General features: G+C 60.4%; 11 protein-coding genes and 1 rRNA gene. 4 read left to right on the forward strand and 8 right to left on the reverse strand.

The genetic code is table 11. The annotated features are described in order from the left end of the window. Positions 1-45: 45 nt before the first annotated feature. Both FJQ89_RS16860 and FJQ89_RS16865 read right to left on the reverse strand, forming a co-directional pair. Positions 46-1002 carry an amino acid ABC transporter substrate-binding protein gene (locus FJQ89_RS16860; RefSeq protein ID WP_099761844.1) on the reverse strand — a complete coding sequence of 319 codons (957 nt, stop codon included), beginning with the start codon at positions 1000-1002 and terminating at the stop codon, positions 46-48. A 196-nt stretch (positions 1003-1198) separates the two neighbouring features. Further along, the gene (locus tag FJQ89_RS16865; protein WP_141171008.1) at positions 1199-3052 is read right to left on the reverse strand and encodes an ABCB family ABC transporter ATP-binding protein/permease; all 1854 of its coding nucleotides are present in this window, start codon (positions 3050-3052) and stop codon (positions 1199-1201) included. Between the two features lie 136 nt (positions 3053-3188). Between FJQ89_RS16865 and FJQ89_RS16870 the strand changes: the two genes are divergently transcribed. Together FJQ89_RS16870 and FJQ89_RS16875 are read left to right on the forward strand one after the other, a co-directional pair. Further along, positions 3189-3554 (forward strand): acyl-CoA thioesterase, encoded by a 366-nt coding sequence (locus FJQ89_RS16870; RefSeq protein WP_226938791.1) that lies wholly within the window; start codon positions 3189-3191, stop codon positions 3552-3554. A 24-nt stretch (positions 3555-3578) separates the two neighbouring features. Further along, positions 3579-5168, forward strand: a complete 1590-nt coding sequence (locus FJQ89_RS16875; RefSeq protein WP_141171009.1) for an alkaline phosphatase D family protein — start codon at positions 3579-3581, stop codon at positions 5166-5168. Between the two features lie 3 nt (positions 5169-5171). Here the strand turns inward: FJQ89_RS16875 and FJQ89_RS16880 are convergent, their stop codons facing one another. From FJQ89_RS16880 to FJQ89_RS16895, 4 genes are all read right to left on the reverse strand, one after another. Then, positions 5172-6854, reverse strand: a complete 1683-nt coding sequence (locus FJQ89_RS16880; protein ID WP_071075159.1) for a long-chain-fatty-acid--CoA ligase — start codon at positions 6852-6854, stop codon at positions 5172-5174. A 54-nt stretch (positions 6855-6908) separates the two neighbouring features. Beyond that, complete coding sequence (locus tag FJQ89_RS16885) at positions 6909-8591, reverse strand: long-chain fatty acid--CoA ligase (RefSeq protein ID WP_141171010.1); 1683 nt, start codon at positions 8589-8591, stop codon at positions 6909-6911. 276 nt (positions 8592-8867) lie between these two features. Then, entirely contained in the window at positions 8868-9917 is a 1050-nt protein-coding gene (locus FJQ89_RS16890; RefSeq protein ID WP_141171011.1) for an aminopeptidase, read from the reverse strand. A 1-nt stretch (position 9918) separates the two neighbouring features. Beyond that, a complete protein-coding gene (locus FJQ89_RS16895) occupies positions 9919-11994 on the reverse strand; it encodes a molybdopterin-containing oxidoreductase family protein (RefSeq protein WP_141171012.1) in 2076 nt (691 codons plus the stop codon). A 206-nt stretch (positions 11995-12200) separates the two neighbouring features. Here FJQ89_RS16895 and FJQ89_RS16900 point away from each other — a divergent pair, with 206 nt between their 5' ends. Beyond that, complete coding sequence (locus tag FJQ89_RS16900) at positions 12201-13394, forward strand: M20 aminoacylase family protein (protein WP_141171013.1); 1194 nt, start codon at positions 12201-12203, stop codon at positions 13392-13394. Here the strand turns inward: FJQ89_RS16900 and FJQ89_RS16905 are convergent. Further along, positions 13391-14239 (reverse strand): NAD(P)-dependent oxidoreductase, encoded by an 849-nt coding sequence (locus tag FJQ89_RS16905; protein ID WP_243136094.1) that lies wholly within the window; start codon positions 14237-14239, stop codon positions 13391-13393. The genes FJQ89_RS16900 and FJQ89_RS16905 overlap by 4 nt on opposite strands. A 149-nt stretch (positions 14240-14388) precedes the next feature. Here FJQ89_RS16905 and FJQ89_RS16910 point away from each other — a divergent pair, with 149 nt between their 5' ends. Further along, positions 14389-14949 carry an acyloxyacyl hydrolase gene (locus FJQ89_RS16910; protein ID WP_141171014.1) on the forward strand — a complete coding sequence of 187 codons (561 nt, stop codon included), beginning with the start codon at positions 14389-14391 and terminating at the stop codon, positions 14947-14949. A gap of 355 nt (positions 14950-15304) precedes the next feature. Here FJQ89_RS16910 and rrf read toward each other — a convergent pair. Then, positions 15305-15417 (reverse strand): 5S ribosomal RNA (gene rrf, locus FJQ89_RS16915). Between the last annotated feature and the right edge of the window lie 43 nt (positions 15418-15460).

The following is a 15460-nucleotide window of genomic DNA, read 5'->3' on the forward strand; positions in this document are numbered from 1 at the left end:
ATAAAACCGGGAGGCTTGCGCCCCCCGATTTGTTACGCACTCTTGTTATTTTTTCCGTTTGTCCGAAGTCTTCTGCGCCTCAGGCACGGCCGCGTAGGCGGCCGGGTCACCGGAGTCGGTCGGATTCGCAAACACGGCCTTCAATTGCGCCGGCATGGGGAATTTCAGGTTGATGTTTTTCGGCGGGATCGGCGAGGTAAACCATTTTGCATAAATACGGTTGATGTCGTCGCTCTTGTACAGGCGGATCAGCGCTTCGTCGACCACTTTCTTGAAGGCTGGATCGCCCTTGCGCAGCATGATGCCGTACGGCTCGACCGACAGCGCTTCCTTGGTGATTTCGTAGTCGTTCGGGTTTTTCGAGTTGGCCACTTGCGACGCCAGCAGGATGTCGTCGTTGGCTTCGGCCACCGCACGCCCCGTTTCCAGCATCAGGAACGATTCAGGATGATCCTTGCCGACGGCAATCGTCATGCCCAGGTTTTTTTCCTTGTTCAAAATCGTCATCTGCTTGATGGTCGACGTACCGGCCGTGGCCACCAGGGTCTTGCCGCGCAAGTCTTCCAGCGTCTTGATGTTCGAGGTTTTTTTCGACAGCACGCGGTTGCCGATGACAAACATGGTGGGCGCGAATGCCACCTGCTGCTGGCGCTCCAGGTTGTTCGTGGTCGAGCCGCATTCGAGGTCGATGGTGCCGTTGGCCATCAGCGGGATGCGGTTGGCCGAGGTGACGGGACTCATCACCACTTTCAGTTCGGTCAGGCCCAGGTGCTTTTGCAGGGCCGTGACGACTTTCATGCACAGGTCGATCGAATAACCCTGGTATTGCTGCTTGTCATCGAGATAGGAGAAGGGAACGGAGCCGTCGCGCACGCCGAGGGTGACGGAACCGGCTTTCTTGATCTTGGCCAAGGTGCCGGTCAATTCCTGAGCCTGGACTGGCGACATGCTGCTGATGACGCCGACGCTGAGCAGCGTGGCGATAATTTTGGTCAATTTCATAAATTCTCCTGGACGGACAAACCGGATACAAAGCCGGACGAAACAACTGTGGTGCAAACGCCACCAATGGAATTAATTTTATTTCATTTTCAGCGCCGAACCAGCCGTTTTCTGCGATTGCCGTCAAATAGGCGCTATACGCGCGCCGGAATCAGCGCGGCTGTAGCATTTTTCCTACTGATTGTCCCCCGCCGATTTATTTTGCCGGTGCCAACCCCGCCAGCGCGTCGTCCTCTTCCGCCTCATCGTCCCGATTCGCCTGCTGGCGTTGCCACATTTGCGCATACAAACCGTCAAGCACCAGCAATTGCGGATGCGTGCCCCGCTCGACGATGCGGCCATGGTCGAGCACCAGGATTTGCTGGGCGTCGGCCACCGTCGACAGCCGGTGCGCAATCACCAGGGTGGTGCGGTTTTTGGCGATTTCCTTCAGTTGCGACTGGATCGCCTGTTCGGCCTTGGAGTCGAGCGCCGACGTCGCTTCGTCGAAGATCAGGATGGCCGGGTCCTTCAGCAAAGTACGGGCAATCGCCACGCGCTGCTTTTCGCCGCCCGACAGCTTCAAGCCCCGCTCGCCCACCATGGAGTTGTAGCCATCTGGCAAGCTTTCAATAAAATCATGGATCGATGCCGCTTTCGCCGCCGCCACGATGGCGTCCTTGCTGGCGCCCGGCTTGCCGTAGGCGATGTTGTATTCGATGGTGTCGTTGAACAGCACCGTGTCCTGCGGCACGATGCCGATGGCGGCGCGCAGGGAATCCTGGGTGATACTGCGCAAATCCTGGCCATCGATGGTGATGCTGCCGCCATCGACTTCGTAAAAGCGGAACAGCAAGCGCGACAGGGTCGACTTGCCCGAGCCGCTGTGGCCCACCACGGCCGTCGTGGTGCCGGCCGGAATCTGGAAATCCACGTCGAACAGGATTTGCCGCTTGGCTTCATAGCTGAAATTCACATGCGCAAAGCGCACTGCCGCGCCCCGCGTGACAAGCGGACTTGCGTCCGGCGTATCGGCGATTTCGCGGTTCTCGTTCAGCAACGAAAACAGGCGTTCCATGTCGGCCAGGCTTTGCTTGATTTCGCGGTAGATGACGCCGAGGAAATTGAGCGGGATGTACAGCTGGATCATGAAGGCATTCACCAGCACCAGGTCGCCCAGGGTCATGCTGCCGTTGATCACACCCACCGTGGCGCGCCACAGGATCAAGGTGACGGCCGTGGCGATGATCAAGGACTGGCCCGTATTGAGCAGGGACAAGGAAGTCTGCGATTTCACGGCCGCCGATTCATAACGCTGCAAGCCCTCGTCGTAGCGCTTCGCCTCGTAATCCTCGTTGCCGAAATATTTCACGGTTTCATAGTTGATCAGCGAATCGATGGCCTTGGTGTTCGCCTTCGAGTCGAGGTCGTTCATGGTGCGGCGGAAATGCGTGCGCCAGTTCGTCACCAAGACGGTAAACGCGATGTAGGACACCAGCGCCACCGCCGTGATCACGGTAAACCAGATGTCGTAATGCAAGACCAGATAGCCGAGCACGAGGGTGATTTCCACCAGCGTCGGCAAGATGTTGAACAAGGTATAGGAAATGAGCGAGCCGACGCTGCGCGTGCCCCGTTCGATATCGCGCGTCATGCCGCCCGTCTGGCGATTCAGGTGAAAGCGCAAGGACAAGGCATGCAGGTGCCGGAACACTTGCAGGGCGATGGTGCGCACGGCCCGCTGCGTCACCCTGGCGAACAGGAATTCGCGCAATTCCGTAAACAAGGTGGTCGACAGGCGCAGCAAGCCATACGCCACCAGCAAGCCGACCGGCAATACCAGCAGCGCTTGCGGATTCGCCGCCGTGATCGTCATGGCGTCGACGAGTTTTTTCAGGATCAGGGGCACGCCCACGTTGGCCAGCTTGGCACCCACCAGGCATAGCAGCGCCAGCAATACTCTCCATTTGTAGACCCATAGATACGGCAGCAAGGTCTTGATGGTGGCGAAATCGCTGTGGCTGGCGGAGGCTGGCGAGCGGGGCGGAGGGGGAGTCTGGGAACGGCGCATGGCGAAGGTCGGCTTTTTATGGTTCAATCGGGGCAATTGTAGCCTTTCATGAGAATAAAAGATGAGCACCTCCCCCGACCGTCCTGATAACTGCCTCGCCTCCGGCCTGCCCGCCGGAAAAATGCCGGAATTGCGCATGATGCCCGCGCCGTCCGACGCCAATGTGTACGGCGACGTGTTCGGCGGCTGGATCATGGCGCAAGTCGATATCGCCGGTTCCCTGCCGGCCACGCGGCGCGCCAACGGCCGCGTCGCCACCATCGCCGTCAATTCCTTCGTCTTCAAAAACCCCGTCTTCGTCGGTGATCTTCTCTCCTTCTACGCCGAAATCGTCAAGGTGGGCAATACTTCGATCACCGTCAATGTCGAGGTGTATGCCGAGCGCAACCGCCTGCAGGCGTGCATTGTGAAAGTCACGGAAGCCACTCTGATCTACGTGGCGACGGACTCCGACCGCAAGCCGCGCAAGGTGCCGCCGATCGAGACCTTATTGTCGCAATAATCCTACGTTTTATTTTCAGACGGCATGGATAGCCAGCGCCGCATCTTCCTGCAGAGGGCTGCGCGCATCGTCTCGCTGGCCGCCGCCGGCAGTGTGCTGTCCGGCTCCAGCGCGAGCGCCGCCACGCGCCTGAACGGCAACGGCTATCCGTTTGCGCTCGGCGTCGCCTCCGGCTCGCCCTTGCCGGACGCCGTCGTGCTGTGGACGCGCATCTGTTACGACCCGCTGCAGGCAGCCGCCACGCCCGCCATCGCCCTGAACGTGCGCTGGGAAGTGGCCGAAGACGAGGCTTTCCGGCGCATCGCCGCCAAGGGCCAGACCACGGCCACGCCCGCCCTGGCGCACAGCGTGCATGTGGACGTGGCGGGCCTGGCGCCCGGGCGCTGGTACTGGTACCGTTTTATCTTTGGCGACGCCGTCAGTCCCGTGGGCCGCACGCGCACGGCGCCCGAGCCCGGCTCCATGCCTGCCTCGCTGAAACTGGCCGTCGCTTCGTGCCAGCACTGGGAATTCGGCGCATATGCGGCGCACCGGCACATCGCGGCGGCCGCGCCCGACCTGGTGGCCTTTCTCGGTGATTACATTTATGAGTGGGGACCGTACCAGCTGCAGCACCCGAGCCGGGCCATGCGCACGCACGAAAGCTTTAGCCTGGACGAGTACCGCGCCCGCTATGCGCAATACAAGAGCGACCAGGATTTGCAGGGCGCCCACCTGGCCGCGCCGTGGATTGTCACCTGGGATGACCATGAAGTGGCCAACGATTACGGCAACGACCGCGACGAATTGCTCACACCCACCTTTTTGCAGCGCCGCGCGGCCGCCTACCAGGCATTTTATGAACACATGCCGCTGCGGCTGCTGCCGCTGGGGCGACGCGGCTTTGTCGACATGCGCATCTACCAGCGCTATGACTGGGGCCGGCTGGCGCGCTTCCACGTACTCGATGACCGGCAATACCGCGCCTATCACGCGTGCGCCAGGCCGGGCCGCGGCGGCTCCAATTCCGTCACCACGCGCAACTGCCCCGACTTGCGCAAACCCGGCCGCAGCATGCTGGGCGAGGAGCAGCAGCGCTGGCTGCAAACCGGTCTCGATACGTCTCCGGCGCGCTGGAATATCCTGGCCCAGCAAACGCTGATGGCGCAAGCTAGCCAGGTGCCCATCCTGCGCCCCGGCGACGAGCGCATCTGGACCGATGGCTGGGATGGCTATCCGCTGGCGCGCCAGCACCTGCTCGACGCCTTGCGCAGCAGCAAGGCCAGCAACCCGCTGGTGCTGTCGGGCGACGTGCACACGTTTTATGCGACGGAACTGAGCCGCAACGCCATGCGCCCCACCGGCAAGGATAATCCCGTGCTGGCCACCGAGTTTTGCGGCACCTCGATCACGTCGAGCTCCCGCCCGCAGGCGCGCACCGAGCAGTATGTGGCGATGAACCCGCACATCCGCTACGGACGCAGCGACAAGCGCGGCTATATGTTGATGGAAATCACGCCAGAGAAAACGACGACCCTGTTCCAGGGCCTGGAGAATGTGCGCGACAGCGCATCGGGCATCGCGACACTGGCCCGCTTTACCGTCCGGGACGGCAAGGCGGGCTTGCAGAGTTAACGCCTAGGCGACCTTCTTTTCGTCGCGCAATTGACGGCGCAAGATCTTGCCGACGTTAGTTTTCGGCAATTCATCGCGGAACTCGATGTATTTCGGTTTCTTGTAGGCCGTCAATTCATGCTTGCAATGCTCGCGGATCTGTTCCACCGTCAGGTTCGGATCCTTGCGCACGACAAACACTTTCACGGCTTCGCCCGCGTTGGCGTCCGGCACGCCGATACACGCGCATTCGAGCACGCCCGGACACGATGAAACCACGTCTTCCACTTCATTCGGATACACGTTGAAGCCGGAGACGATGATCATGTCTTTCTTGCGGTCCACGATCTTCACGTAGCCGCGCTCGTCCATGACGCCCACGTCGCCCGTCTTGAAGTAGCCGTCGGCCGTCATCGACTTGGCCGTTTCGTCCGGACGCTGCCAGTAGCCGGCCATCACTTGCGGGCCGCGCACGGCGATTTCGCCCGGTTCACCCAGCGGCACTTCCACGCCATCATCGTTCAAGATCGCCACTTCCGTCGAGGGGAATGGCAAGCCGATGGTACCCGTGAATTCCGTGATGTCGACGCGGTTGCCCGTCACCACGGGCGATGTTTCCGACATGCCATAGCCTTCGATCAGCGGACAGCCCGTCAGTTTCAGCCAGCGTTCGGCCACGTTGCGCTGCAGGGCCATGCCGCCGCCATTGCACACCTTGTAGCTGGAGAAATCGAGCTTGGCAAACTCGGCATTGTTCAGCAGCGCGTTGTACAGGGTATTGACGGCCGGAAAGACGACGATCTTGTGCTTGGCCAATTCCTTGACGAAACCGGGAATGTCGCGCGGGTTGGGGATCAGCACGCTCATGCCGCCCAGGCGCATGCCCATCAGGGCGCTGACCGTCAGCGAATAGATGTGATACAGGGGCAAGGCGCACATGAAGCCCATCGAGGTGGCGCGCATTTCAGGCGTCATCACGGGCGACATCCACGCCTCGTTTTGCAATACGTTGGCGATCACATTACGGTGCAACAACATCGCGCCTTTTGAGACGCCCGTCGTGCCACCCGTGTATTGCAGGAAGACGATATCGTCATGCCCCTGCTGCACCGGCTGCAAGGTCAGGCGCGCACCTTCGGCCAGCATCTTGTTGAAACTGATGGCGCCCGGCAAGGAAAACGCGGGCACCATTTTCTTGATCTTGCGCACGACGAAGTTGACGATGGTGCCTTTCAGTCCGCCCAGCAAGTCGCCCATGGTGGCCACGATCACATGCTTGACCTGGGTATGCGGCAACACCTGCTCCACCGTGGTGGCGAAGTTTTCCAGCACGATGATCGCTTCGCTGCCCGAATCGATCAGCTGGTGCTGCAATTCACGCGGCGTGTACAGCGGGTTGACGTTCACCACCGTATAGCCGGCGCGCAAAATCGCCGCCATGGCCACCGGATATTGCAGCACGTTCGGCAGCATGATCGCCACGCGCGCACCCCGTTGCAGGCCCTTGCTTTGCAGCCAGGCCCCCATCTGCCGCGACAGCTGGTCGAGCTCGCGGTAGGTCATGAATTTATCCATGCACACGAAAGCGTTACGGTCCGCATATTTCTGGAACGACTCTTCCAGCAAATGTGTTACGGAACGGTATTGCGTGCAATCTATCTCTGCGGGAACGCTGTCCGGGTATGACTTCAACCAAATCTTGTCCATCTCGCCTCATCTTTATCTGTAAAAGGGATGCGCCTCCTGGCGCATCCACATTGTTTATGCTGCTATCTTTTTCTCGTCACGCAGGGCGCGACGCAAAATCTTGCCGACGTTGGTTTTCGGCAGTTCATCGCGGAACTCGATGTATTTCGGCCGCTTGTAGCCCGTGAATTGTTCCTTGCAATACGCGGCCAGCACGGCCTGGGTCAGGTTCGGGTCCTTGCGTACCACAAACACTTTCACGGCTTCACCCGAATGCTCATCGGGCACGCCCACGCAGGCGCACTCGAGCACGCCCGGATGGGCTGCGATAACGGCTTCGACTTCGTTCGGATACACGTTGAAGCCGGAGACGAGAATCATGTCTTTCTTGCGGTCCACGATTTTCACGTAGCCGCGTTCGTCCATGATGCCCACGTCGCCCGACTTGAAATAGCCGTCGGCCGTCATGACCTTGGTCGTTTCATCGGGACGGTTCCAGTAGCCCGTCATCACTTGCGGGCCACGGATGGCGATCTCGCCCGTCTGCCCCAGCGGCACTTCCTTGCCATCATCGTCGAGAATCGCGATCTCGGTCGACGGAATCGGCAAGCCGATGGTGCCGGAAAACACCGTGCTGTCGGCGCGGTTGCAGGTGGCGACGGGCGACGTTTCCGACAGGCCATAACCCTCGATGATGGACACACCCGTCGCTTGCAGCCACTTGTCATTGACGGCTTGCTGCACCGCCATGCCGCCGCCATTGGCGATCTTCAAGCCCGAGAAGTCGAGCCTGGCAAAGTCGGGGTGATTCACCAGCGCGTTATACAGCGTATTGACCGCTGGCAGCAGGTTGAACTTGTACTTGCCCAGTTCCTTGATCAGGCCCGGGATATCGCGCGGATTCGGGATCAGGATATTCAGGGCGCCCACGCGCGTGCCCCACATCGCACACGCCGTCAGGGCAAAGATATGGTACAGCGGCAAGGCGCAAACGATGATCAGCTGCTCGCGGCTATTCGGATCGAGCGCCGCGCCCGACCACGCTTCGCTCTGCAGCACATTGGCGATCACGTTGCGGTGGCTCAAGGTCGCACCTTTTGACACGCCCGTCGTGCCACCCGTGTATTGCAGGAAAGCAGGGTCGTTGATGCTCAGCTCGACGGGCGTGAGTTTCATGCGGCTGCCCAGCGCCAGCGCCTGCTTGAAACGCATGGCGTTCGGCAAGGAATACGCGGGCACCATCTTCTTGACGTTGCGCACGACAAAATTGACGAGCATGCCCTTCAAACCGCCCAGCATCTCGCCCATGCTGGCGACGACGATGTGCTTGACGGCCGTCTTGCTCAACACTTGTTCGAGTGTATGGGCGAAGTTTTCCAGCACGATGATCGCTTCGCTGCCCGAATCATTGAGCTGGTGCTCGAGTTCGCGCGGCGTGTACAGCGGGTTGACGTTGACCACCGTGTAACCGGCACGCAGCACGGCGGCGATCGCCACCGGATACTGCAGCACGTTCGGCATCATCAGGGCGACCCGGGCGCCCTTCTTCAGGCCACGGCTTTGCAGCCAGGCACCGAGCTGGCGCGAATAAGTATCGAGTTCGGCATAGGTGAGAAATTTGTCCATGCAGACATAGGCATTGCGGTCCGCATATTTTTGAAATGCCTCTTCCAGCAAATGCACCAGCGAACGATATTGATCAGGATCGATGTCGGCGGGAACGCCGGGAGGGTATGACTTCAGCCAAATTTTTTCCATCCTGTGCCTCTTGTCTCGAATAATCGTGGGGGAGCCGGCGCAGCCTGCCGGCGCGGATCATTGCTGCGGATTCTGTCGTCCTGCAGTCAGTTTGAGCATTCTGACGAGCAATTGCTCTATGCTACTTATGCGATGCTATCGGGCGCCGCGCTTCCATGCAAGCGCTTTCAACAGTATTCGAGCAGCAACTCTAGGGGCATTTTGTGCTGCACTGCAGCATGATAAATACACTGTTACCGAATCGCTTGCCTCGCCGTACGGGACAATCTTTACGGGTCAGGGGCTGGACAATTGTTCCAGCGCATGCCTGCGCTCAGGCTTCTTGATCTGGGCCATTGTGTGCACTGCAGCATAAAAAGCACGAAAGTTCTTTTTTTCTTCCAGCAATTTTTTGAAGGCAGGCAAAAATTCATTGTAGGTCGACACGGAAGCGAGGTGCGCATTGCTCAATGGCTGCTCGAACCAGCGGTCGTAAGCGGCAAAACCGCCCCAGTCTTGCTTCAATACCTGATACGCTTCTTGCAATGCCGCAAACACCTGCGCCTTGCGCGCGCGCTTGTCCGCCTCGCTGGCGTCGCTCGCATACACGGTCTCCAGCTTGCCCCGGTATGTCAGCAGCAAGGACAGAAAATCCTGGCGCCGCGCCGCATACTGGGCGTATGACGCGCGCATGGCGTCATTGCCCTCGCGCGCCAGCCAGCGCTGCACACCCGCCTCTTCCACGGCACTGGCAAACGATTCGTTGAAGGCAGAATCGCCGGGCACGTATACCACCTGGTGCGCCAGTTCATGGAAAATCAGGCGCGCCAGTTCCGCATCGTTGTAGTTGATAAAGGTCGACAGCAGGGGATCATCGAACCAGCCCAGGGTGGAATACGCGGGCACGCCGCCCACCTGCACGTCGTAATGCTGGGCGCGCAACTCGTCGGCATACGCGAGCGCTTCGTCCTTGCTGTAATAGCCACGATAGCTGACGCAGCCGGCGATGGGAAAACACCATTGCAGCGGCTGCAGCGACAGTTCCGGCGTGGCCACCACGTTCCACAGCACAAACGGGCGCCGCAGGGACGCGTAGTTCTTGTAGCTGCCATTGTCGGGCAAGTCCAGCTCGCTGACGGCAAAGCGGCGAATTTGCTGCGCCCTGGCCAGGCGCACTTTCAGGCGCGGCTCGGTGGCCGGGTCCTCGAGCCAGTCACCGACGGGCCGCGCGCCCGACCACAAGGCATATTGCCCCTGCGCCGCTTGCGTGTAGTAGCGCAGCTGCGTGCAGCCGCCCAGTAGCAGACACAGCGTGCCGACAAGCAAGCAGGCCGGCCAGCGCAGCATGTCAGCCAACCTTTTCCACTTCGACCAGCGTATCGTAGAAGGTCGGCGCGCGGCCCATGTCCGTCAGGCGCTGGCTGGTCACTTCATTGGCGTTCTTGCCATCGCTGGCGAGTTTCTTCCACCACACGGACAAGCCCACCACCAGGCCTTTTCTCGCCTTGTCCGTGACCCTGGCCTTGGCAACAAAGCTGCCACGGTCATTGAAGATGCGCACCATGTCGCCAGCGGCGATGCCGCGGGCGGCGCCATCATCGGGATGGATATCAAGGTGCGGCTCGCCTTCGGCCGCGCGCAGGCTTTTCACGTTGACGAACGTGGAATTGAGGAAATTGCGCGCCGGCGGGGAAATCATGGCCAGCGGGAAACGCGCCGCCAATGCGGGATTGCTGGCCAACGATTCGTGCGGCGCAATATACGTCGGCAAGGGATCGAGTCCCGCCTGCGCCATGGCGCTGGAATAAAACTCGCACTTGCCCGATGGTGTGGGGAAACCACCCTCGGCAAATGGCGCCTCTGGCATGGCCAGCTTTTGCCAGCCTGTGCGTTTCAGCGATTCCCAGTCGAAATGCACGGCGCGCGCATCCGTCGCATCGAAGGCCTTGGCCGCCAGCGCATCGTCGCTTTCCTGGAAGCACGGATCATCAAAGCCCATGTGTTGGGCCAGCAAGCGGAAGATTTCCGTATTCGCCTTCGCTTCGCCCAGCGGCGCCACGGCCGCATTGTTCGCCATCATGTATAAATGGCCGTAGGTGGAGTGCGCATCGATGTGTTCCAGCTGCGTGGTGGCGGGCAGCACGATGTCGGCGTAATCGACGGTGTCCGTCTGGAAATGTTCGAGCACGACCGTAAACAAGTCTTCACGGGCAAAGCCCTGCGCCACTTTCGAGGAATCGGGCGCCACGGCCAGGGGATTCGAGTTGTAGACGATCACGGCTTCCACTTGCGGGCCGAACTCGGGCGAACTGGTTTTCAGCAGATCGTCGCCGATGGTGCTCATGTTGATGGTGCGCGGCGTGCCTTTCAGTAAATCCGGGCGCTGCAGGGCCTTGCGGTTGACGGGGAAGGAACCCGAGCTCGACAGCTGCATGCCGCCGGCTGGATGGCGCCAGGCGCCCGTCAGGGCCGGCAGGCAGGCGATATTGCGCACCGCCATGCCGCCGCCATGCACGCGCTGCACGCCGTAGTTGGTACGGATGGCGGCGCCCTCGCCAGAACGGCACGCCTCACCGTACAGGCGCGCCAGTTCCACCACTTCCGTCGTGGTGATGCCGCACACCTCGGCCACGCGTTCGGGCGGCCATGCCATGGCGCGCTGTTTGAGTTCCGCATAGCCCACGGTGTAGCGGTCGATATAGTCCTGGTCAAGCAGGTTTTCCTTGATCAGGACATGCATCAAGCCCAGCGCCAGAGCCGCATCGGTGCCGGGCAACAAGGCGATATGCTGGTGGCATTTTTCGGCCGTGAGCGAGCGATACGGGTCGATGGCGATCAGGGTGGCGCCATTGCGCTTGGCTTCCTGGGCACGCATCCAGAAATGCAGGTTCGAGGCAATCGGGTTGCCGCCCCAGATGATGATCAATTTTGCGTTCTGGAATTGTTCCAGGTCAGTGCCGATGCTGGCGCCCACCGTATAGCGGTAGCCCGTGGCACCGGCCGAGGCGCAGATGGTGCGGTCCAGCAGGGAAGCACCGAGCTGGTTGAAAAAGCGCGACGACATCGACTCGCCCTGCACCAGGCCCATGGTACCGCAGTAGCTGTAAGGCAAGATCGCCTGCGGATCGCGCGCGGCGATCGGTTTCAAGCGGGCCGCGATGGTCTGCAATGCTTCTTCCCAGCTGATGCGCTCGAACTTTCCCTCCCCCTTCTTGCCCACGCGGCGCAGCGGATGCAGCAGCCGGTCCGCATGGTAGGTGCGTTCCGTGAAGCGCGACACCTTGGTGCACAGCACACCCGCCGTGGTCGGGTGATCAGGATCGCCCTTGACGGCTGTTGCCACGCCATCGGTCACGGTGACCAGGAGGGCGCAGGTATCGGGGCAGTCGAGCGGGCAGGCGGCGCGCACTTGGGTGGTGGTCATGGTGCAATCCAAAAACGTTGGGGGAAGGCGATACTGTAAACCATTCCGCGTGCTTGCTGTTGGCGCCATGGCAAGCTGGTCCGTGCGCTGGATTTACCCGGCAAACAAGGGCTACAATGCACCATTAGCCGCGTCTGTTTTTGATCAATCAGCCGCGGTGCGGCGCGCCATACATTGCTGCGTGCCAGCATCCACAGGAGAGTCCCATGAAACTAGTTGATCCGATCTTGGCGTTTCAATCCGAGCTGCAAGGTATCCGCCGCGACCTGCATGCGCACCCCGAACTGTGCTACGAAGAACAACGCACCTCGGACGTGGTCGCCGCCAAACTGACGGAATGGGGCATTCCCGTGGTACGCGGCCTGGGCCGCACCGGCGTGGTCGGCATCATCCAGCATGGCACCTCGACACGCGCCATCGGCCTGCGCGCCGACATGGATGCCTTGCCGATGCAGGAAATGAATACTTTCGAGCATGCTTCACGCCACCCGGGCAAGATGCACGCCTGCGGCCATGACGGCCACACGGCCATGCTGCTCGGTGCCGCCCATTACCTGGCGCAACACCGCAACTTCGATGGCACGGTCTACCTTGTCTTCCAGCCAGCCGAAGAGGGCGGCGCCGGCGCGCGCGAAATGATCGAAGATGGCTTGTTTACCCGCTTTCCCATGGATGCCATCTACGGCATGCACAACTGGCCGGGCGCCGAAACAGGCACGCTGAGCGTGGTGGAAGGGCCGATGATGGCGTCGAGCAATGAATTCCACGTCACCGTCAAAGGCAAGGGCGCGCACGCGGCGCAGCCCCACAAGGGCATCGACCCCGTGATGGTGGCCGTGCAAATCGCCCAAAGCTGGCAAACCGTCATCACGCGCAACAAGAGCCCGCTAGATACGGCCGTGCTGTCCATCACGCAAATCCATGCGGGCAGCGCCACCAATGTCATTCCCGACGATGCCAGCCTGGTCGGCACCGTGCGCACATTCACCACGCCCGTGCTGGACCTGATCGAAGAGCGCATGCGCGAGATCGCCGTGCACACGGCCGCCGCCTTTGGCGCAGAAGTCGAGTTCCACTTCAAGCGCAACTATCCGCCGCTGGTCAACCACGCGAAAGAAACGGCGTTTGCCGTCGAGGTGATGAAAAGCGTGGTGGGGGCCGACAAGGTCAACGCGAATGTCGAACCGACGATGGGCGCGGAAGATTTTGCTTTTTTCCTGCAAGAAAAAGCCGGCTGCTACATCTTCATCGGCAATGGCGATGGCGAGCACCGCGATGGCGGTCACGGCCTGGGGCCATGCGTTCTGCACAATGGCAGCTACGACTTCAACGACCATCTGCTGCCCATCGGCGCCAGTTTCTGGGTCAAGCTGGCCGAAGCGAGCCTGCCCGTCGCTTAACTGAGCTTGTCCGGGCCGTCACCGAGGCGCTGGCCCGGATTCAACGCTTCCAGGGCCAGCAAGGCAGCAGCATGGTCGGCTGTCGGGTACGTTTCGGCAATGGTTTCATAGCGCTGCGTCACCAGTTGTGTCACCGGCAAGGTGACGTGCGCCGCTTCGGCCGCCGCGAGGATATTGTGCATATCCTTGATCTGACTCTTCACCTGGCCACCGGCAACAAAATTGCGCTCCAACATGCGCTGGCCATGTATTTCCAAAATCTTGCTCTCAGCAAAACCGCCGCGGATGGCTGCCCGTACGGCGCTTGCATCGGCGCCCGCCGCCTGGGCCAGCAACAGCGCTTCGGCCACGATATTCAGGGTCGCGCCGACGATCAGCTGATTGCACAGCTTGGCCACCTGGCCACTGCCGGGCGGGCCCACCAAAGTCGGACGGCCCATGGCCGCCAGAATCGCCTCAACCCGCGCGTAATCACTGGTGCTGGCGCCAGCCATGATGGCCAGGGTACCCGCCTGCGCCCCCGCGACGCCGCCCGACACAGGCGCATCGATGAAGGCATGGCCTGCCGCCTGCAAAGTGGCATGAAATTGCCGGGCTTCTGATTGTTGGGTGGAACTCATATCGATCCACAGCGCACCTGCGGGCAGGGCCGGCAGCGCCTCTTGCAACACCTGCGCCACGATGGGACCGGCTTCCAGCATCGAGATAACCACGTCCGCGCCACTGACCGCCTCAGCTATGGAAACGGCCGGCTGCGCCCCTGCCGCACGCAGCACTTGGGCCTTGCTGTGCGTGCGATTCCAAATTGTGACAGAATATCCAGCGCGTAGCAGGCACCGGACCATCGGATCCCCCATCAGACCGATACCGAGAAATGCGATTTTTGTAGAGAATGTCAATTGAACCCCTGAGATCAACAAGTGGCGAGAGCGGCATCAAAGCAAGGTGCCTGTACAACAATAGCCTATCGGCCAATTTTACGATGAAAGCCTCTATGTTTTTCAAGAAGAATCTCCTCAAATCCATCGCCGCCGTTGCCGCGCTGATGGCGGCCAACGCCGGCTTTGCCGCCGACGACAAACTGATCGACTCCGTCTACGGCGAATATGCCAAGGGCGTGAAGGTACAAATGGTACGCGCTGGCGTGACCTCGAACTGGGATAAGGCCTGGTTTGTATCGAATGGCACGCAGCTGAGCGGTTACTGGGATGCCAGCATCGGCGGTTGGGATGGCAAGAGCTATCGCAACGTCCCTGGCCAGCATCAAAAACTGTGGGATCTGGGCTTTACTCCCGTGTTCCGCTTTGAAAACACAAACAAGCTGGGTTTCTATGCAGAAGGCGGTATTGGCGTACACATGCTGTCCAAGCTGTACGACAACGACGATAACCGTCTGTCGACCCACTTCCAGTTTGGCGACCATATCGGCGTCGGCTATATCTTCAATAACAAATGGGAAGTCGCTGCAAAGATCCAGCATTTCTCGAACGGCGGCTACAAGAAGCCTAACAGCGGCGTCAATTTCATGAACGTCAAAGTCGCTTATCACTTTTAATGGGCTTGATAAATGACAAAGGCAGCGCGTAGCGCTGCTTTTTTTGTCTGTTGCATTGGCAGTTGATGAACAGCCGCGGTCAGTCACTTCGTGATCGGGATGTGCCCCACTGGGGCGCATCCCCCCGCCGCGCACGTTGGCGATGACTCTTGCGTTGGTGCTATGGAGGCTCCGGCCGCAGGTTGGCGCAGGTTGGCGTAGGTCGGCGTAGGTCGGCTTAGCGCAACGCGCGTAAGCCGACAGGCACCACCAGCACCAGCAGCAAACAAAACCACCAGACGAAAAAAAACCCGGCCATTTCTGATCGGGTTTTTCTCAAGGAGAAACAGCCGGGGGCTGTTTCACCAAATAACAAGCCTGACGATAACCTACTTTCACACTGGTTGCAGCACTATCATCGGCGCAAAGTTGTTTCACGGTCCTGTTCGGGATGGGAAGGGGTGGGACCAACTTGCTATGGTCATCAGGCATAACTTGTACTGGCATTTGTCCTCGATGGAGCGACAAAGCC

It is taken from the genome of Janthinobacterium tructae (assembly GCF_006517255.1).
Taxonomy (GTDB): domain Bacteria; phylum Pseudomonadota; class Gammaproteobacteria; order Burkholderiales; family Burkholderiaceae_D; genus Janthinobacterium; species Janthinobacterium tructae.

Bases quoted from the DNA above. Each gene is read 5' to 3' on its own strand.
- FJQ89_RS16875 (WP_141171009.1), top strand. From the start codon at position 3,579: ATGGATAGCCAGCGCCGCATCTTCCTGCAGAGGGCTGCGCGCATCGTC.
- FJQ89_RS16865 (WP_141171008.1), bottom strand. From the start codon at position 3,052: ATGCGCCGTTCCCAGACTCCCCCTCCGCCCCGCTCGCCAGCCTCCGCC.
- FJQ89_RS16880 (WP_071075159.1), bottom strand. From the start codon at position 6,854: ATGGACAAGATTTGGTTGAAGTCATACCCGGACAGCGTTCCCGCAGAG.
- FJQ89_RS16910 (WP_141171014.1), top strand. From the start codon at position 14,389: ATGTTTTTCAAGAAGAATCTCCTCAAATCCATCGCCGCCGTTGCCGCG.
- FJQ89_RS16885 (WP_141171010.1), bottom strand. From the start codon at position 8,591: ATGGAAAAAATTTGGCTGAAGTCATACCCTCCCGGCGTTCCCGCCGAC.
- FJQ89_RS16905 (WP_243136094.1), bottom strand. From the start codon at position 14,239: ATGGTCCGGTGCCTGCTACGCGCTGGATATTCTGTCACAATTTGGAAT.
- FJQ89_RS16900 (WP_141171013.1), top strand. From the start codon at position 12,201: ATGAAACTAGTTGATCCGATCTTGGCGTTTCAATCCGAGCTGCAAGGT.
- FJQ89_RS16870 (WP_226938791.1), top strand. From the start codon at position 3,189: ATGATGCCCGCGCCGTCCGACGCCAATGTGTACGGCGACGTGTTCGGC.
- FJQ89_RS16860 (WP_099761844.1), bottom strand. From the start codon at position 1,002: ATGAAATTGACCAAAATTATCGCCACGCTGCTCAGCGTCGGCGTCATC.
- FJQ89_RS16890 (WP_141171011.1), bottom strand. From the start codon at position 9,917: ATGCTGCGCTGGCCGGCCTGCTTGCTTGTCGGCACGCTGTGTCTGCTA.
- FJQ89_RS16895 (WP_141171012.1), bottom strand. From the start codon at position 11,994: ATGACCACCACCCAAGTGCGCGCCGCCTGCCCGCTCGACTGCCCCGAT.